The 17,887-nt window shown below is 59.9% G+C and carries 16 protein-coding genes; 12 read left to right on the top strand and 4 right to left on the bottom strand.

The features are described 5' to 3' along the window. Nucleotides 1-137 precede the first annotated feature (137 nt). From ndk to HB680_RS10700, 11 genes are all read left to right on the top strand, one after another. Entirely contained in the window at nt 138-563 is a 426-nt protein-coding gene (gene ndk / locus HB680_RS10750) for a nucleoside-diphosphate kinase (protein ID WP_042560926.1), read from the top strand. Nucleotides 564-591: 28 nt separating this feature from the next. Next, on the top strand, nt 592-1,734 hold the full coding sequence (gene rlmN / locus HB680_RS10745) for a 23S rRNA (adenine(2503)-C(2))-methyltransferase RlmN (RefSeq protein ID WP_213938439.1): 1,143 nt from the start codon (nt 592-594) through the stop codon (nt 1,732-1,734). A gap of 17 nt (nt 1,735-1,751) precedes the next feature. Then, entirely contained in the window at nt 1,752-2,510 is a 759-nt protein-coding gene (gene pilW, locus HB680_RS10740) for a type IV pilus biogenesis/stability protein PilW (protein ID WP_149658076.1), read from the top strand. Further along, nucleotides 2,510-3,532 carry a RodZ family helix-turn-helix domain-containing protein gene (locus HB680_RS10735; RefSeq protein ID WP_213938438.1) on the top strand — a complete coding sequence of 341 codons (1,023 nt, stop codon included), beginning with the start codon at nt 2,510-2,512 and terminating at the stop codon, nt 3,530-3,532. Before pilW ends, HB680_RS10735 begins: the two co-directional genes overlap by 1 nt. Before the next feature lie 3 nt (nt 3,533-3,535). Next, nucleotides 3,536-4,645, top strand: a complete 1,110-nt coding sequence (gene ispG, locus HB680_RS10730; RefSeq protein ID WP_213938437.1) for a flavodoxin-dependent (E)-4-hydroxy-3-methylbut-2-enyl-diphosphate synthase — start codon at nt 3,536-3,538, stop codon at nt 4,643-4,645. 23 nt (nt 4,646-4,668) lie between these two features. Further along, nucleotides 4,669-5,958, top strand: coding sequence for a histidine--tRNA ligase (gene hisS, locus HB680_RS10725; protein WP_213938436.1), 1,290 nt, complete (start codon nt 4,669-4,671; stop codon nt 5,956-5,958). A gap of 40 nt (nt 5,959-5,998) precedes the next feature. Then, on the top strand, nt 5,999-6,640 hold the full coding sequence (locus tag HB680_RS10720; RefSeq protein WP_213938435.1) for a tetratricopeptide repeat protein: 642 nt from the start codon (nt 5,999-6,001) through the stop codon (nt 6,638-6,640). Further along, nucleotides 6,633-7,784 (top strand): outer membrane protein assembly factor BamB, encoded by a 1,152-nt coding sequence (gene bamB, locus HB680_RS10715; RefSeq protein ID WP_213938434.1) that lies wholly within the window; start codon nt 6,633-6,635, stop codon nt 7,782-7,784. The genes HB680_RS10720 and bamB overlap by 8 nt, the downstream gene beginning before the upstream one ends. 140 nt (nt 7,785-7,924) lie before the next feature. Continuing rightward, nucleotides 7,925-9,394 (top strand): ribosome biogenesis GTPase Der, encoded by a 1,470-nt coding sequence (der, locus tag HB680_RS10710; protein WP_213938433.1) that lies wholly within the window; start codon nt 7,925-7,927, stop codon nt 9,392-9,394. A 139-nt stretch (nt 9,395-9,533) separates the two neighbouring features. Continuing rightward, entirely contained in the window at nt 9,534-10,682 is a 1,149-nt protein-coding gene (locus HB680_RS10705; RefSeq protein ID WP_213938432.1) for a pyridoxal phosphate-dependent aminotransferase, read from the top strand. Continuing rightward, nucleotides 10,670-11,461 (top strand): amidohydrolase, encoded by a 792-nt coding sequence (locus HB680_RS10700; protein ID WP_213938431.1) that lies wholly within the window; start codon nt 10,670-10,672, stop codon nt 11,459-11,461. Before HB680_RS10705 ends, HB680_RS10700 begins: the two co-directional genes overlap by 13 nt. Before the next feature lie 153 nt (nt 11,462-11,614). Here the strand turns inward: HB680_RS10700 and leuA are convergent, their stop codons facing one another. The 4 genes from leuA to HB680_RS10680 all read right to left on the bottom strand — a co-directional run bounded on the left by leuA (nt 11,615) and on the right by HB680_RS10680 (nt 16,985). Continuing rightward, on the bottom strand, nt 11,615-13,297 hold the full coding sequence (leuA, locus tag HB680_RS10695; RefSeq protein ID WP_213938430.1) for a 2-isopropylmalate synthase: 1,683 nt from the start codon (nt 13,295-13,297) through the stop codon (nt 11,615-11,617). A 468-nt stretch (nt 13,298-13,765) separates the two neighbouring features. Further along, entirely contained in the window at nt 13,766-14,587 is an 822-nt protein-coding gene (locus HB680_RS10690; protein WP_054045353.1) for a peptidoglycan DD-metalloendopeptidase family protein, read from the bottom strand. Nucleotides 14,588-14,590: 3 nt separating this feature from the next. Further along, a complete protein-coding gene (gene xseA, locus HB680_RS10685; RefSeq protein WP_213938617.1) occupies nt 14,591-15,970 on the bottom strand; it encodes an exodeoxyribonuclease VII large subunit in 1,380 nt (459 codons plus the stop codon). 118 nt (nt 15,971-16,088) lie between these two features. Further along, the gene (locus HB680_RS10680; RefSeq protein WP_213938429.1) at nt 16,089-16,985 is read right to left on the bottom strand and encodes a LysR family transcriptional regulator; all 897 of its coding nucleotides are present in this window, start codon (nt 16,983-16,985) and stop codon (nt 16,089-16,091) included. 102 nt (nt 16,986-17,087) lie between these two features. On the opposite strand from HB680_RS10680, the gene HB680_RS10675 reads away from it, so the two are divergent. Next, complete coding sequence (locus HB680_RS10675; RefSeq protein ID WP_213938428.1) at nt 17,088-17,855, top strand: sulfite exporter TauE/SafE family protein; 768 nt, start codon at nt 17,088-17,090, stop codon at nt 17,853-17,855. Nucleotides 17,856-17,887: the final 32 nt, after the last annotated feature.

Here is a 17,887-nt window from a genome sequence, read left to right as displayed (position 1 = left end):
AAGATCAGGATCAAAGGATCGCAGCCTTCGGCAGCTCCTACAGAGGCCGCGACCTTACTCAGTTAGGCAATACCCAAGAACCCGCGTATAATTCGCGGGTTTAATTTTTCACAAATTACCGTTTCTGGAGTTACACCATGGCTGTTCAACGTACTTTCTCCATCATCAAGCCTGACGCTGTTGCAAAAAACGTTATCGGCGAGATCACCACTCGTTTTGAAAAAGCTGGCCTGCGCGTTGTAGCTTCGAAACTGAAGCAACTGTCCAAAGCCGAAGCTGAAGGCTTCTACGCTGAGCACAGCGCTCGTGGTTTCTTCGGCGACCTGGTTTCCTTCATGATCTCCGGCCCGGTTGTTGTTCAGGTTCTGGAAGGCGAAAACGCTATCGCTCTGAACCGTGAGCTGATGGGCGCTACCAACCCTAAAGAAGCTGCTGCCGGCACCATCCGCGCTGACTTCGCTGATTCCATCGACGCCAACGCTGTACACGGTTCGGACTCCGAAGCCGCTGCTGCTCGCGAAATCTCGTACTTCTTCGCAGCTACTGAAGTAACCACTCGCTAAGCATTGGCTTATGAGTGAAGGTGAATCCATGACTACATCGACTGTAAAAACTAACCTGCTGGGTCTGACTCAGCTGGAAATGGAAAAATTCTTCGACTCAATCGGGGAGAAGCGTTTCCGTGCCGGTCAGGTAATGAAATGGATTCACCACCTTGGCGTCGATGATTTCGATGCCATGACGAACGTCAGCAAAGCCTTGCGCGACAAGCTCAAGGTGATTGCTGAGGTTCGCGGTCCTGAAGTGGTCAGCGAGGACATTTCCACCGACGGCACCCGTAAATGGGTGGTGCGCGTGGCGTCCGGCAGCTGCGTCGAGACCGTCTACATTCCCCAGGGCAAACGCGGCACTCTGTGCGTTTCGTCCCAGGCAGGCTGTGCCCTGGATTGCAGTTTCTGCTCCACCGGCAAGCAAGGTTTCAACAGCAACCTCACCGCCGCCGAAGTCATCGGCCAGGTGTGGATTGCCAATAAATCGTTCGGCAGCATCCCGGCGACCGCCGACCGTGCCATCACCAACGTGGTGATGATGGGCATGGGTGAGCCGCTGCTGAACTTCGACAACGTCGTGGCCGCCATGCATCTGATGATGGATGACCTGGGCTACGGGATCTCCAAGCGCCGCGTAACCCTGTCAACTTCGGGCGTGGTGCCGATGATCGATGAGCTGGCCAAGCACATCGACGTGTCCCTGGCGTTGTCGCTGCACGCACCGAATGACGCATTGCGTAACCAATTGGTGCCGATCAACAAGAAGTATCCGCTTAAGATGCTGCTCGAGTCGTGCCAGCGCTACATGGCGACCTTGGGCGAGAAGCGTGTGTTGACCATTGAGTACACCATGCTCAAGGACATCAACGACAAGGTTGAGCACGCGGTCGAGATGATCGAGTTGCTCAAGAATGTACCGTGCAAGATCAACCTGATTCCGTTCAACCCGTTCCCGCATTCCGGTTATGAGCGTCCAAGCAACAACGCCATCCGCCGGTTCCAGGATCAGCTTCACCATGCCGGTTTCAATGTCACTGTGCGCACTACCCGTGGCGAAGACATTGATGCCGCGTGTGGCCAATTGGTAGGGCAGGTGCTGGATCGCACCCGTCGCAGCGAACGTTATATTGCCGTGCGCGAGTTGAGCGCCGAAAACGATATGGCTTCGAGCGCCGCGAAATAAATTAAGAGAGGATCTCTATGTCCCTGCGCTTTGCGCTGCTTGTGCTGTTGGCCAGCCTGTGTGCTGGTTGTGTCCTGTCGGGCGATTTCAACCCGATGAAGACCAGCAAGGGCCGCGACGAAGCGCGAGTCGCCTATGTGCAACTGGGGCTGGGGTACTTGCAGCAAGGGATGACCGAGCGGGCGAAAGTGCCGTTGAAAAAGGCGCTGGACCTGGATGATTCCGACCCCGACGCCAACGCGGCGCTGGGGCTGGTGTTCCAGGCCGAGATGGAACCGGAGCTGGCCGATCAGCATTTTCGCAAGGCGCTGTCCTCCCGTCCCGGCGATGCACGCATCCTGAACAACTACGGCAGTTTTCTGTACGAAGAGAAACGTTACAAGGAAGCCTACGAGCGCTTTGAGCAGGCCGCCGCCGATACCCTGTATCCTGAGCGTTCGCGGGTGTTCGAGAACCTCGGTATGACCGCTTCCAAGCTTGGCCAGCGCGACTTGGCCCAGCAGCAACTGGAAAAAGCCCTGCGTTTGAACCGACAACAACCGCGTGCATTGCTGGAAATGGCTGAGTTGTCTTACGAAGACAGGCATTATGTGCCCGCGCGTGACTATTACGACCGTTTTAGCCTGCTCACCGAACAAAATGCACGTAGTCTATTGCTCGGCGTTCGGCTGGCAAAAGTGTTTGAAGATCGCGACAAGGCCGCCAGTTTTGGCCTGCAATTAAAACGACTCTATCCCGGTACGCCGGAATATCAGCAATACCTGTCGGAGCAATGATGAAAGCGGCGCATCCCGAAGTTGTAGCAGCGAATCGCGTTAACCCCGGTGAGACTTTGCGCCAGGCCCGCGAAAGCAATGGCTGGTCGCTGGCCGAAGTGGCCCTCAAGCTCAACCTCACCGTCAATTCCCTGGGTAATCTGGAAGCTGGCGCGTTCGACAAGCTGCCAGGCCATACCTTCGCTCGCGGTTATATTCGCGCGTACGCCAAATTGCTCGGCATGGACCAGACCGTTCTGGTTCAGCAATTCGACCAGTCCACCGGCACCGACTCCCAGGGCAGCAATGTCCACAGCCTGGGCCGTATTGAAGAACCGGTTCGGGTTTCCCACACCATTTTGCGAATTGTCAGCCTGTTGTTGCTGATCGCGGTGATTGGCGGTGGTTTTGTCTGGTGGCAGGATCAAACCTCTTTACGCACCAAGGACCTGACGACCCTGGCCCCGGAACACGTTGAAGTCGAAGGCGCCGATGGCACCACCCAGATCCATCCGCTGGACGAGCCGGAAGACCAGGCTGTCGCGGAAGGTCAGGCGGAAGGTTCTACATCGCTGGCACTGCCGCAATCCGAGACATCGACTGAAGCCCCTGCTGAAGCCGTTGCGCCAGTTCCGGCACCGACCGCACCTGCACCGGCGCCAGCGCCTGCCGCACCGGTTCATAACGCCGCCCCGGTTGTCGCGACGCCAGCAACGCCAGCCCCGGCCGTTCCTGCCGTACCGGCCCCGACTGCGACGACTCCGGTTGTCCCTGCTCAAGCCCCTGCCGCGCCGGTAGCCGGCCAAGGCTCGGTGCAACTCTTGTTCACCGCCGATTGCTGGACGCAAGTGACCGATGGCAGCGGCAAAGTGCTGTTGAGCGGTCTCAAGCGCAAAGGCGAAAACGTTTCCGTGAGCGGCAAGCCACCGTTTGCCGTGCGTCTGGGCTTCGCCCGTGGCGCGCAGGTCAGCTACAACGGTCAGGTGGTTGATGTCGCTCCGTTCACCAGTGGCGAGACTGCTCGCCTGAAGTTGGGTCAATAAGTCATGCACGGCGAATCTCCAATCAAACGTCGCGAATCCCGCAAGATCTGGGTCGGTAACGTGCCTGTTGGCGGCGATGCGCCTATCGCTGTGCAGAGCATGACCAACAGCGACACCAATGACGTGGCCGCCACCGTGGCCCAGATCAATCGTCTGGAAGCCGCTGGCGTCGATATCGTGCGCATTTCGGTGCCGGACATGGACGCCGCCGAGGCGTTTGGCAAGATCAAGCAATTGGTCAAGGTGCCGCTGGTTGCCGACATCCACTTCGACTACAAGATCGCGTTGCGCGTAGCCGAACTGGGCGTTGACTGCCTGCGCATCAACCCGGGCAACATCGGTCGTGAAGATCGCGTGCGTGCGGTGGTCGATGCCGCCCGTGACCGCGGGATCCCGATCCGCATCGGCGTGAACGCCGGTTCCCTGGAAAAAGACCTGCAAAAGAAATACGGCGAGCCGACCCCGGCCGCGCTGGTCGAGTCGGCCCTGCGTCATGTCGAACACCTGGAACGCCTGAATTTCAAGGACTTCAAGGTCAGCGTGAAGGCGTCCGACGTGTTCATGGCCGTCGCGGCCTACCGCTTGCTGGCCAAGGAAATCGTGCAGCCGCTGCACCTGGGCATCACCGAAGCCGGTGGTTTGCGTTCAGGCACGGTGAAATCCGCCGTGGGCCTCGGTATGCTGCTCGCCGAAGGGATTGGCGATACTATTCGCATCTCGTTGGCGGCTGACCCGGTCGAGGAAGTGAAAGTCGGCTACGACATTCTCAAATCCCTGCACCTGCGTTCCCGTGGCATCAACTTCATCGCCTGCCCGAGCTGCTCGCGGCAGAACTTCGATGTGGTCAAGACCATGAACGAGCTGGAAGGGCGCCTCGAAGACCTGCTGGTGCCGCTGGATGTCGCGGTCATCGGTTGCGTGGTCAACGGGCCGGGCGAAGCCAAGGAAGCCCATATCGGCTTGACCGGCGGCACGCCAAACCTGATTTACATCGACGGCAAGCCGTCGCAGAAACTGACGAATGAGAATCTGGTGGACGAGCTGGAAAAGCTGATCCGCCAGAAAGCGGCCGAAAAGGTCGAAGCCGACGCAGCAGTCATCGCTCGCGGCTGATCGAACGAATTTAAGGATTGATAGTGAGCAAGTCTCTGCAAGCCATACGTGGCATGAACGACATCCTGCCCGAGCAGACGCCCCTGTGGCGTCATTTCGAGGGCACCGTCTCGCGTTTGCTGGATAACTACGGTTACAAGCAGATCCGCATGCCGATCGTTGAGTTCACCGAGCTGTTCAAGCGCTCCATCGGTGAAGTGACCGACATCGTCGAAAAAGAGATGTACACCTTCGACGACCGCAACGGCGATTCCCTGACCCTGCGCCCTGAAGGCACGGCGGCTTGTGTACGTGCGGTGCTCGAGCACGGCATCACCGGCGGCGGCCAGGTGCAGAAACTCTGGTACATCGGCCCGATGTTCCGCCACGAACGTCCACAGAAAGGTCGTTATCGCCAGTTCCACCAGATCGGTTGCGAAGTCTTCAACCTGGACGGTCCGGACATCGATGCCGAGCTGATCGTGCTGACCTGGCGCCTGTGGGGCGAGCTGGGCATCCGTGATGCGGTCAAGCTTGAGCTCAACAGCCTGGGCACCGCGCAATCCCGTGGTCGTTATCGCGAAGCCCTGGTCGAGTTCCTGTCCGCTCGCCTGGACAAGCTCGATGAAGACAGCCAGCGCCGTCTGAAAACCAACCCGCTGCGGGTTCTGGATACCAAGAACGCCGACACTCAAGCGGTCTTGGTCGACGCGCCAAAAATGGCTGACTACCTCGACGAAGAATCCCGTGTGCACTTCGAGGGCCTCAAGGCTCGCCTCGACGCTGCCGGCATTCCTTACGTGATCAACCCGAAGCTGGTTCGCGGGCTGGATTACTACAGCAAGACCGTTTTCGAATGGGTCACCGACAAGTTGGGCGCCCAGGGCACGGTATGTGCCGGTGGTCGTTACGACGGTCTGGTGGAGCAGATGGGCGGCAAGCCGACCCCGGGCGTTGGTTTCGCCATGGGTATCGAGCGCCTGGTGCTGCTGCTGGAAACCCTGGAGCAGATCCCGCAAGAGATCTCCCGTCAGGTCGACGTCTACCTCTGCGCCTTCGGTGAAGCCGCCGAGCTGGCCGGTCTGGCCTTGAGTGAACGTGTGCGTGACCAGTTGCCTAACCTGCGCCTGCAAGTCAATGCCGGCGCCGGCAGTTTCAAAAGTCAGTTCAAGAAAGCCGACAAGAGCGGTGCACTGTATGCGCTGATCCTCGGTGACGACGAGATGGCCCAGCAAGTGGTAGGTTTCAAACCCCTGCGTGGCCAGGGCGAACAACAAAGCATTGCCTGGGATGCGCTCGCTGCACACCTGGCCACCTGCGTCGTGCAGGGTTGAAGCTGTCAAACAGCCGATTTAGCGATTAAGGAGTATTGGGGTGTCGAGTACCGAAGACGAACAACTGGCGGATTTGAAGGACTGGTGGACACGTAACGGCAAGCCCCTGGTCACTGGCGGCCTGTTGGCGCTGGTCATCGTGTTCGGCTGGCAGGCCTTTCACAAGTATCAGAGCAATCAGTCGCAAGGCGCCTCGATTCTCTATCAGCAACTGCTGGAAACCACGCTCACGCCTGACGGCAAGCCTGACGCAGCCCGGGTTTCGGACCTGGCCGGCAAGCTCAACAGCGAGTTCGGCGGTTCTGCTTACGCGCAATACGGCAGCCTGTTCGTGGCGAAAGTCGCGGTCGACAGCGGCAAGCTGGACGACGCAGCCAGCGAGCTGAAAGCCATTACCGACAAACCGGCCAACCCGGCGCTGGGCGAAATCGCCCGTCAGCGTCTGGCGCAGGTCCTGGCGGCGCAGAACAAGGTTGAAGAGGCCCTGAAGCTGCTTGAAGGCGATGCCGACAAGTCGTTCCTGGCCACTCGCGAAGAACTCAAGGGCGACCTGCTGGTGCAGTTGGGTCGTACCGACGAAGCGAACACGGCGTATCAAAAAGCCAAGGCAGCACTGTCGGATGAAGCGGCAGTCGGCGGCCTACAAATCAAGCTGGACGACCTGGCCAAAGGGGATGCGTGACGTGATCCGTTGGAAACATGCAGCATTGCTGGCTCTGGCCATTTTGGCCGCGGGTTGCAGCAGCAACAGCAAAAAAGAATTGCCGCCGGCCGAACTGGTCGACTTCAAAGAAGAAGTGGTCCTGCAGAAGCAATGGAGTCGTTCGATCGGTGACGGTCAGGGCGAAACCTACAACATGCTGGTACCGGCGATCGATGGCAGCACCATCTATGCGGCCGACGTCACGGGTGTGATTGTGGCGATGGACCGCAGCAATGGCGACGTCAAATGGAAGAAAGATCTCGAACTGCCTGTTTCCGGCGCCGTTGGCGTGGGTTACGGTCTGGTCACGATCGGTACGCTCAAGGGTGAAATCGTTGCCCTGGACGCCACCAACGGTGAAGAGAAATGGCGCGCTCGCGTGTCCAGCGAAGTTCTCGCACCGCCAGCCAACAACGGTGACGTTGTGGTGGTCCAGACCCAGGACGATCGTCTGATCGGCCTGGACGCTGCGACCGGTACCCAGCGCTGGTTGTACGACAGCACTCCGGCGGTCCTGACCCTGCGTGGCACCAGTGCACCCGTTGTCACCAACCGCCTCGCGGTGGCTGGCCTGTCGACCGGTAAAGTGGTGGCGCTCGATATTTCCAACGGCGTGCCGGTATGGGAACAACGGGTTGCGATTCCACAAGGTCGTTCGGAACTGGAGCGCGTGGTCGATATCGACGGCGGTCTGCTGTTGTCCGGCGAAACCCTGTACGTGGCCAGCTACCAGGGTCGCGTTGCGGCACTGGACCTGCAAAGCGGTCGTCAGCTCTGGCAGCGTGATGCTTCCAGCTATGCCGGTGTCGCTCAGGGTTTTGGCAGCGTCTACGTGAGCCTGTCTTCGGGCACCGTTGAAGGCGTCGACGAACGTTCCACCACAGCCTTGTGGAGCAACGATTCGCTGGCTCGCCGTCAACTGTCGGCGCCGGAAGTATTCTCCAGCTACGTTGCAGTCGGCGACATGGAAGGCTACCTGCACCTGCTGAGCCAGGTGGACGGTCGCTTCGTCGGCCGCGAACGCATCGACAGCGACGGCCTGCGTGCCCGTCCGCTGGTGGTGGGTGACACGATTTATGTCTATGGCAACAGTGGCAAACTGGAAGCCCTGACCATTAAGTAAAGGTTTGACTATGCTTGGGGTTAAACCCCAGGCAGCCCCGTAACCACGGGGTTCGCAGCGCCCTCAAGCGTTGCCCCGAGCACCAGCCGCTGCCTCGCAGCGGCTTTTGTATTTTCTGAAATAACGAAGTGGAGAGCCGCATGGTTCCCGTAATCGCCCTGGTGGGCCGACCGAACGTCGGCAAGTCCACCTTGTTCAACCGCCTGACCAGGACTCGCGACGCCATCGTCGGCGACTTGTCCGGTCTGACCCGTGATCGCCAATACGGTGAGGCCAAGTGGCAAGGGCGTTCCTACATTCTGGTCGACACCGGCGGTATCTCCGGTGACGAGCACGGTATGGACGAAAAAATGGCCGAGCAGTCGCTGCTGGCCATTGAAGAAGCCGATGTCGTTCTGTTCCTGGTAGATGCCAAGGCCGGTTTCACCGCCGCCGACCAGATGATCGCCGAGCATTTGCGCAAACGTAACAAGCGTTCCTACGTGGTTGCCAACAAGGTCGACAACATCGACCCTGAAATGGCCCGCGCAGAATTCGCCCCGTTGGGCATGGGCCACGCGATTCCGATCGCCGGCGCCCACGGTCGTGGCATCACCCAGATGCTCGAAATCGCCCTGAGCTCCTTCCCGAAAGACGAAGAAGAGCCAGAAGACGGCGAAGAAGAGATCGTTGCTGAAGGCGAGGAAGCCAAGCGCATTCCTGGCCCGAGCGAAAAAGACGGGATCAAGATCGCCATCATCGGCCGCCCGAACGTCGGCAAGTCGACCCTCGTCAACCGCATGCTCGGTGAAGACCGGGTCATTGTGTACGACGAGCCCGGCACGACCCGCGACAGTATCTACATCCCGTTCGAGCGTAACGACGAGAAGTACACGCTGATCGACACCGCCGGTGTGCGCAAGCGCGGCAAGATCCACGAAGAAGTTGAAAAATTCTCCGTGGTCAAAACCCTGCAAGCGATCAAAGACGCCAACGTGGTGATCTTCGTGATGGACGCCCGCGAAGGCGTGGTGGACCACGACCTCAACCTGCTGGGCTTTGCCCTTGAAGCAGGTCGTGCGTTGGTGATCGCGATCAACAAGTGGGACGGCATGACGCCGGGCGAACGCGATTTCGTGAAGGTCGAGCTGCAACGCCGGCTGTTCTTCGTCGACTTCGCCGACATTCACTTCATCTCGGCGTTGCACGGCACGGGCGTGGGCAACCTCTACGCCTCCGTACAGAACTCGTTCAAGTCTGCGGTCACTCGCTGGCCAACCAACCGCCTGACCACGATTCTGGAAGATGCGGTCGGCGAGCACGCGCCACCGATGGTCAACAACCGCCGGATCAAGCTGCGTTATGCCCACTTGGGTGGCGCGAACCCGCCGATCATCGTGATTCACGGTAACCAGATCGAGAAGGTGCCGAAGTCTTACGTGCGTTATCTGGAAAACACTTACCGTCGGGTCTTGAAGCTGGTCGGTACGCCGATCCGCATCGAGTTCAAGGGCGGCGAGAACCCGTACGAAGGCAACAAAAACTCGCTCACCGACCGTCAGGTCAACAAGAAGCGTCGCATGATGTCGCACCACAAAAAAGCCGACAAAAAGCGCCGCGATAAGAAATAGAAGCAGCTTTAAGTCGCAAGCTTCAAGTAACTGCAGAAAAGGGCTCAAGTCAGAGCCCTTTTTTGTGTCTGATGGTTTGTTGCTTGACCACTTGCAGCTTGCAGCTTGAAACTTGCAGCTCACCTGCAAGGGGCTACCGATGATCACCAGTAAGCTGCCGAATGTCGGCATCACTATCTTCACTCAGATGTCCCAGCTCGCGGCGCAAACCGGGGCGATCAACCTGTCCCAGGGGTTTCCCGATTTCGATGCCCCGAAGGGGCTGTGCGATGCGGTCGGCCGGCACATTGCCAGTGGCCACAACCAGTATTCGCCGATGACCGGCCTGCCGGCGTTGCGGCAGCAGATTGTGGCGAAAATCGCTCGCAGCTACGGCGTCAACGTGGATGTTGATCAGGAAGTGACGGTCACGCCCGGCGCCACGCAAGCGATCTTCTGTGCGATTCAGGCGGTTATCCACAGCGGCGACGAAGTGATCGTCTTCGACCCGTGCTACGACAGTTACGAACCGTCGGTGGAGTTGGCCGGTGGCCGTTGCGTCCACGTACAGCTCGGGCTGGACGATTTCTCTATCGACTTCCAGAAGTTGGCAGAGGCGATTACACCGCGTACGCGGATGATCGTGCTCAATACGCCGCACAACCCGAGTGGCGCGCTGATCAGCCGGGCCGAACTGGATCAATTGGCGGATTTGATTCGTGAGCGCGATATCTACATCGTCAGCGACGAAGTCTACGAACACCTGGTGTTCGACGGCGTGCCTCACGTCAGCGTACTGAATCATGAAGAGCTGTATCAGCGTGCCTTCGTCGTCAGTTCCTTCGGCAAGACCTACCACGTCACGGGTTGGAAAACCGGCTATGTCGTCGCACCGCCGGCCCTCACGGCAGAATTGCGCAAGGTGCACCAGTACGTCAGTTTCTGCGGCGTGACCCCGCTGCAATTCGCCCTGGCCGACTTCATGGCCGAGCATCCGGAACACGTTGAAGAACTGCCGGGTTTCTACCAGGCCAAGCGCGATCTGTTCTGCGATCTGCTGGCGCCCTCGCGCTTCAGCTTGACCCGTGTCACGGGCACCTATTTCCAATTGGTCGATTATTCGCAGATTCGCCCGGACCTCAACGACGTCGAGATGGCGCTCTGGATGACCCGCGAGCACGGCGTGGCGAGCATCCCGATCTCGGTGTTCTACCAGAACCCACCTGAAGGCCAGCGCCTGGTGCGCTTGTGCTTCGCCAAACGCGAGGAGACCCTGCGTGAAGCAGCGGAAAAACTATGCGTGATCTGAGTGCGCTGCCCAACCTGAACATCGCGCTGATCCAGACCACCCTGGCCTGGCACGACCGCCAGGCCAACCTGGAGCATTTCGAGCAGTTGCTGGAACAGGCACGCGGCGCGGACCTGATCATCCTGCCGGAGATGTTCACCACGGGCTTCTCCATGCAGTCCGAGACGCTGGCGGAGTCGGAAAACGGCCCGACCAGCAAGTGGCTGCGGATCCAGGCTGAAAAATACGATGCAGTGATCACCGGCAGCGTGATTGTCCAGGCTGCCGATGGCAGCCACCGCAATCGCCTGCTCTGGGCGCGGCCGGACGGCGAGGTGTTGCATTACGACAAGCGCCACCTGTTCCGCATGGCTGGCGAGCACAATCATTACACCCCCGGCGAACGTCAGGTGCAGTTCGAACTCAAGGGGTGGCGCATTCGGCCGCTGATTTGCTACGACCTGCGCTTCCCGGTGTGGAGCCGGGATGCTCAGGACACAGACCTGCTGCTGTACACCGCCAACTGGCCGGGTGCACGGCGTCAGCACTGGAACCGGTTACTGCCGGCCCGGGCGATCGAAAACCTGTGCTATGTGGCGGCGGTGAACCGCATCGGCACCGACGGCAAGGGTTTTGCCTATACCGGTGACAGTCAGGTGCTGGATTTCCAGGGTGAAACCTTGCTCAGCGCAGGCGAGGCGGATGGGGTGTTTCAGGTGGTGCTGGATGCGGCGGAACTGGCGGCATATCGCACTCGCTTTCCGGCGAATCTGGATGCAGATACTTTCGAGTTCACCTGACGCCCAAAAAGATCGCAGCCTTCGGCAGCTCCTACAGGGGATCGCATTCCAATGTAGGAGCTGCCGAAGGCTGCGATCTTTTGATCTTCAAACGGCACAAACAAAAAGGCCCCAAGGTTCGCACCTTGGGGCCTTTTGCATTTCAGCGAACGCTTACGCCGCTTCTTTCGCTTGCGGCTGGCTCAACGAGCGGTTCAGCGCGCTGAACAGCGCTTTGAAGCTCGCTGTGGTGATGTTTTCATCAATGCCCACGCCGTGCACCGCACGCTGGCCTTCAACTCGCAGTTCAATGTAGGCCGCAGCCTTGGCATTGGTGCCCGCGCCAATCGCGTGTTCGTTGTAGTCCATGATTTCCACTGGGATCGGCAGGCCGGCCACTAAGGCTTCCAGGGCGCCGTTGCCCTTGCCGCGCCAGTGCAGGTTGGTTTCGCCCTGGCCCTTGCCCGAGACTTCCACTTCGACCGAGCTGTTGCCGTTCTCTTCCTGCAAGCGATGGCTGACCAGCGCGTACGGAGTGTTGGCCTGCAAGTACTCGCTGTGCAGCAGCGCGTGGATTTGCTGGGCGGTCATTTCCAAGCCGAGGCGATCGGTTTCACGCTGCACGACCTGGCTGAACTCGATCTGCATGCGGCGCGGCAAGCTGATGCCGTATTCCTGTTCCAGCAGGTAAGCGATACCGCCCTTGCCCGACTGGCTGTTGACGCGGATGACCGCCTCGTAGCTGCGGCCGATGTCGGCCGGGTCGATCGGCAAGTACGGGACTTCCCACAGGGTGTCCGGTTGCTGCTGGGCGAAACCCTTGCGGATCGCATCCTGGTGCGAGCCGGAGAACGCGGTGTGGACCAGGTCGCCGACGTACGGGTGACGCGGGTGCACCTGGATCTGGTTGCACTCTTCGACGACTTTGCGCACGCCATCGATGTCGGAGAAGTCCAGTTCAGGGTGGATGCCCTGGGTGTAGAGGTTCAACGCCACGGTCACCAGATCGACGTTACCGGTGCGCTCGCCGTTGCCGAACAGGCAGCCTTCGACACGGTCGGCGCCGGCCATCAGGCCCAACTCGGTGGCGGCTACGCCGGTGCCACGGTCGTTATGGGTGTGCAGGCTGATGATCACACTGTCACGACGGTTGATGTGACGACCGAACCATTCGATCTGGTCGGCGTAGATGTTCGGGGTTGCGCATTCGACGGTGGCCGGCAGGTTGAGGATCACCTTGTGCTCAGGCGTCGGGTTCCAGACGTCGATCACCGCGTCGCACACTTCTTTGGCGAACTCGAGTTCGGTGGCGCTGAAGGTTTCCGGCGAGTATTCGAAGGTCCACTCGGTGTCCGGCTGCTGGGCGGCGAATTTGACGAACAGCTTGGCGGCGTTTACGGCGATGGCCTTGATCCCGTCCTTGTCCTGGTTGAAGACAATGCGGCGGAAGGAAGGGGAGGTCGCGTTGTACAGGTGAACGATGGCTTTCTTCGCGCCGCGCAGGGATTCGAAAGTGCGCTCGATCAAGTCTTCACGGCCCTGGGTCAGCACCTGAATGGTGGTGTCGTCCGGGATGTGGCCGTCTTCGATCAGGGTGCGCACGAAGTCGAAGTCGGTTTGCGAAGCCGCCGGGAACGAGGCTTCGATTTCCTTCACGCCCACTTGCACCAGGGTTTTCCAGAAACGCAGCTTTTTCACGGCGTCCATCGGCTCGATCAGCGACTGGTTGCCGTCACGCAGATCCGAGCTGCACCAGATCGGCGCGGCGGTGATGGTCTTCGACGGCCAGGTGCGGTCCGGAATGTCGATAGTCGGGAACGCGCGGTATTTCGAAGACGGGTCTTTGAGCATGCTCATCGGAAAATCCTTATTGTGTGGGCCGAAAAGAGGCGGCCTGCCGGTGGATCAAAAGTTGTTGGGGAAACGTGTCAGGCGAGGCACCGCGATTCAGCCCGGCAGTCGTGCGCTGACGAGGCACAGGCTGCGGTGCTGGCGAAGCTGGATGAGGGTGTGAGAGGTTTTCATGGCTTTAACCCTAACCGCCGGGGTTGAGGTTGGCAAGCAGTCGAAAAAAATTGAGAGGAATACTCGAAAAGGCGGGTTTGGCGAGATTTTATTGCTGTGATGTGGGGCGATTGTTTGGATGTTTGCGTGGGGTTTGGATGGTGCGCAATTGGGAGTGGGTGATGTTGTGTCTGTGAGGCCGCCTTCGCGAGCAAGCCCGCTCCCACATTTTGGCCGGTGTGCACACAGAATCTGCGCATACCGAAAGTCCCTTGTGGGAGCGGGCTTGCTCGCGAAGAGGCCAGTAGCCTTAATAACTATCTAAGGCTGAAACGCCCCAATAAAAATCGCCGGATCCACCCGCGCATCATTCAGGCTGATATTCCAGTGCATATGCGGCCCGGTCGCCCGCCCAGTGGAGCCCACTTTCCCAACTACCCCGCCGCGCGCCAATTGCTGCCCAACCTTCACATCAATCTTCGACATGTGGCAGAACATGCTGATAAAGCCTTGCCCATGGTCGACAAACACCGTGTTGCCATTGAAGAAGTAGTTGCCGATCAAAATCACCTTGCCCGCCGCCGGGGTCTTGATCGGCGTGCCCGCCGGCACCGCGAAGTCCAGGCCCGCATGGGGATTGCGCTCTTCACCATTAAAGAACCGACGCACACCAAACTTACTAGAAAGCGGCCCGTTGACCGGTTTGTCCAGCAACAGGTTGCTCGGCGTGCCTGGGCTGAAGCTGCGATACGCCTGGATCTGCTCGGCCAGTTCGCCTTCGATCCGCTTGAGGTTCTCCGGGTTCGGATTGACCTGTTGCGTGTTCTTCAGCGTGATGTGCTGTTCCGGGTATTTCTTGTTGCCAACGGTGAAACTCAGATTGCGGCCGCCGCTGCTTACCTGCTGCGTGCCCGGTTTAACCGTCAACGGCACACCAACGATGGCCAGCCAATTGCTCTGTTCCTTGACCACCAACACCGGTTTGCCTTGATACGTGGCTTTCGGCGCCTGGGCCGCAGCGCCCAGATCCACCACGGCCACGCCGCCCGGCACCGGTTTGTTCAGCAGGCGGGTGATGTAACTGTCGGCGTGGGCGTTGAAGGTCAGGCACAGCAACAGTAGTGGAGCCAGGAAACGCGGCATGGGTCAATCCAGTAGAGAAAGGGTGACAGGCGTCAGGTGATTGTCTTCGACGCGCACTTGCAGCTCGCCGTTGCCCAGTCTGGCTTTCAGACGCTGGCCGTTGTGGGTCTGTTCGGCGCTGCGGATCGCGTTGCCGCGCTCGTCCAGCAGAATGCTGTAGCCACGGGCAAGGGTTGCCAGCGGGCTGACCACTTGCAGCGTCTGCACTTGGCTTTGCAATTGCTGACGACGGCTTTTGAGCCCTTCGCGGATGGCCCGGGGCAGGCGCTCGGCGAGGCTGTCGAGGCGCTGGCGCAGCAGGGCGAGTTGCCGGCCCGGATGTTGCCCGGCGAGCCGGGTTTCCAGGCGGATCAAGCGTTCGCGGCGGGTATTGAGGCTGCGCTCGAAGGCCCGGCGCATGCGCATGTCCAGATCGTCCAGGCGTTGTGCTTGCTGGCGCAGCCGTTCGCCCGGATGGCGCAGGCGGCGGGACATGCCTTCCAGGCGCAAGCGATCACGCATCAAGCGATCACGGATGCGCATCACCAGGCGTCGATGCAGGCTTTCGACCCGGCGCACCAGGTCGCTGGAGTCCGGTGCCAGCAGTTCGGCGGCGGCGGAAGGCGTTGGTGCGCGAACGTCGGCCACGAAGTCGCTGATCGACACATCGGTTTCATGCCCGACGGCGCTGACAATCGGCGTCACACAGGCATCCACGGCGCGGGCCACGGCTTCTTCGTTGAAGCACCAGAGGTCTTCCAGCGAACCGCCGCCACGGGCCAGGATCAGCGCGTCGAAGCCCCGGGCGTCCGCCAGTTTCAGGGCGCGGACAATCTGCGCGGTGGCTTCGCGGCCCTGCACGGCGGTGGGGATCAGCGTCAATTGCACCTGTGGCGCGCGACGGCGGAACACGCTGATGATGTCGCGGATCACCGCGCCGGTCGGCGAGCTGATGATGCCGATGCGTTGCGGATGGGCCGGCAGCGGCACTTTGCGCTCGGCACTGAACAGGCCTTCGGCGCTGAGCTTTTCTTTCAGCGCATCGAAGGCCAGGCGCAGGGCTCCGTCACCGGCCGGCTCCACGGTATCGAGGATGAGTTGATAGTCGCCACGGCCCTCGAACAGGGAGACCTTGCCGCGCACCTTGACCGCCAGGCCATCCTTCAGCGCCTGGCGCACCCGCGCGGCGTTCTGCCGGAACAGCGCGCAACGCACCTGGGCGCCGCTGTCCTTGAGGGTGAAATACACGTGGCCGGACGCCGGGCGGGCGAGGTTGGAGATTTCGCCCTCGACCCAGATATTGCTGAACACGTCTTCCAGCAACACCCGCGCGCGGCCGTTGAGCTGGCTGACAGTCAGGACTTCACGGTCCAGGCCGAGTCTTGCAAAGGGATCTTTAATCATGGGGCGCATGATAAAGGCATTCTTCAGAGGAATGCACGATCCCCCGTAGGAGCTGCCGAAGGCTGCGATCTTTTGATTTTGATTTTCAAGATCAAAAGATCGCAGCCTTCGGCAGCTCCTACACCAAACGGGTGAAGTGCCGAGTGAATTTTTGAACCAGCGCCGTGGGATTCTGCCGACAGGCGAGGGCAACGGTGCTCTGACAATCCGGATCGGCCAACGGTAGGAAATGGATATCGGCCGGGGCAATGTCCTGCATGGATTCCGGCAACAGGGCAATGCCGAACCCGGCCTGGATCAATTGCAGTTGCGTGGTCTTGCGCGACACCACCCGCGCCGCTTTCGGGAAGAACCCTTGGCGCATGCACAACTCGGCCGACAAATAGCTCAGGCCGCCACGTTGCGGATGAGGAATGGAGATAAACGCCTCCTCCTTCAACTGCGCCAGATCGATGCCTTGCCCTGAGTTATCCACAGCCAGTCGATGATTCGGCGGAACGGCCAGCAGCAAACGTTCGCTATATAAAGGCACAATCTGCACCCCTTCACGCTGACGCAGCACCGGCAAACGCAACAGGCCGACATCGAGGCGACCTTCGGCCAGCTCTTCCAATTGCGCTTCGGACGACAGTTTGACGATGTCCATGGACACACCGGCGTGTTGATCGAGATAAGTGCTGATGCTGCGCAATAACTGGCCGCTCATCGGCACGGTGCTGGAGTGGCTCAGGCGTAAAGTGCCAAGTTGGCCGGTGCCGACCTGGGTCGCCATCTCGCTGGCCTTGGTCAGGTCGTGCAGCAGGTTTCTCGCCCGGGGCAAAAAGGCTTCGCCTGCCGCCGTCAGTCGCGGCTGGCGCGCGGTGCGTTCGAACAGCGGCGTTTGCAGACGGGTTTCCATGTCTTTTATCTGTCGGCTCAGGGCTGACTGCGCGATAAACAGGCGTTCGGCGGCAGCGCTGAAACTGCCGCACTCGGCGATTTCCACGAAGTAACGCAATTGGCGGGTTGAAAGCATGAGGCATGCCTTTTCGAGATGGGTGGGCGACTTTGAAGATATTAGTCGCAAGGCTCGGCGCTGGCTAAAGTCATCCACAGGTCTTCAAGGAAAATCCCGCAAATGAATGTGTTTGAGTTGTTAAGCCAATGGCCGTTCGGCGCGACGGATTGGCTGGTGATCGGGTTGGGCATCGCCCTGGCGTACATCGTGTTTGGCATTGCCGGTTTCGGCACCGCGCTGGTGGCGGGGCCGATTCTGATCCTGTTTATGCCGCTGTCGAAAATCGTACCGTTGTTGGTGCTGCTGGATTTCGTCGCGGCGTTCGGCAACCTGCTGCCGTCGCGACGGGATGTGGCCAAGCCCGAATTGCTGCGATTGCTGCCCTGCATGGCGGTGGGCTGCACGTTGGGGGTGATCTTCCTGCTGAACCTCAAATCCGATCTGTTGCTGCTGTTGATGGGGCTGTTTATCAGTGCTTATGCAGTTTATAGCTTGTGGGTCAAAACCCGTCCCTCGCAATTGTCTGCCGGCTGGGCGGTGCCAATGGGTACGGTGGGCGGGATGTTCGGCGCGTTGTTTGGCAGCGGTGGTTTTCTCTATGCGATCTATTTGAACAGTCGCCTGCCCAAGGACGCGGCCCGGGCGACGCAAAGTGCGCTGATCAGTTGCAGCACCGTGGTGCGTTTGAGTCTGTTTGCCGTCGCGGGTGTGTATGCCGAGCTACCCTTGTTGGTATTGGCCGTGTGCTTGTTACCGGCCATGGCGCTGGGGTTGTGGATCGGCCGGCGGTTGACCATGCGATTGTCCCGGGAAGCGTTCGTGCGGCTGGTGACCTGGTTGGTGCTGGCGAGCGGGATTGCCTTGATCGGGCGCTATTTGAGTACTTGACCTCGGTGTGTCAGGGATTAAGCTGCCGGCCG

Origin of the sequence: Pseudomonas sp. dw_612, assembly GCF_018449725.1 — a bacterium.
Classification (GTDB): domain Bacteria; phylum Pseudomonadota; class Gammaproteobacteria; order Pseudomonadales; family Pseudomonadaceae; genus Aquipseudomonas.
Note: the sequence above shows the minus strand (reverse complement) of the source record. Positions and strands in the feature narration are given on the sequence as shown.

Bases quoted from the DNA above. Each gene is read 5' to 3' on its own strand.
- HB680_RS10705 (WP_213938432.1), top strand. From the start codon at position 9,534: ATGATCACCAGTAAGCTGCCGAATGTCGGCATCACTATCTTCACTCAG.
- HB680_RS10680 (WP_213938429.1), bottom strand. From the start codon at position 16,985: ATGCTTTCAACCCGCCAATTGCGTTACTTCGTGGAAATCGCCGAGTGC.
- ispG (WP_213938437.1), top strand. From the start codon at position 3,536: ATGCACGGCGAATCTCCAATCAAACGTCGCGAATCCCGCAAGATCTGG.
- rlmN (WP_213938439.1), top strand. From the start codon at position 592: ATGACTACATCGACTGTAAAAACTAACCTGCTGGGTCTGACTCAGCTG.
- HB680_RS10675 (WP_213938428.1), top strand. From the start codon at position 17,088: ATGAATGTGTTTGAGTTGTTAAGCCAATGGCCGTTCGGCGCGACGGAT.
- pilW (WP_149658076.1), top strand. From the start codon at position 1,752: ATGTCCCTGCGCTTTGCGCTGCTTGTGCTGTTGGCCAGCCTGTGTGCT.
- ndk (WP_042560926.1), top strand. From the start codon at position 138: ATGGCTGTTCAACGTACTTTCTCCATCATCAAGCCTGACGCTGTTGCA.
- bamB (WP_213938434.1), top strand. From the start codon at position 6,633: ATGCGTGACGTGATCCGTTGGAAACATGCAGCATTGCTGGCTCTGGCC.
- leuA (WP_213938430.1), bottom strand. From the start codon at position 13,297: ATGAGCATGCTCAAAGACCCGTCTTCGAAATACCGCGCGTTCCCGACT.
- HB680_RS10700 (WP_213938431.1), top strand. From the start codon at position 10,670: ATGCGTGATCTGAGTGCGCTGCCCAACCTGAACATCGCGCTGATCCAG.
- der (WP_213938433.1), top strand. From the start codon at position 7,925: ATGGTTCCCGTAATCGCCCTGGTGGGCCGACCGAACGTCGGCAAGTCC.
- HB680_RS10735 (WP_213938438.1), top strand. From the start codon at position 2,510: ATGAAAGCGGCGCATCCCGAAGTTGTAGCAGCGAATCGCGTTAACCCC.
- xseA (WP_213938617.1), bottom strand. From the start codon at position 15,970: ATGATTAAAGATCCCTTTGCAAGACTCGGCCTGGACCGTGAAGTCCTG.
- HB680_RS10690 (WP_054045353.1), bottom strand. From the start codon at position 14,587: ATGCCGCGTTTCCTGGCTCCACTACTGTTGCTGTGCCTGACCTTCAAC.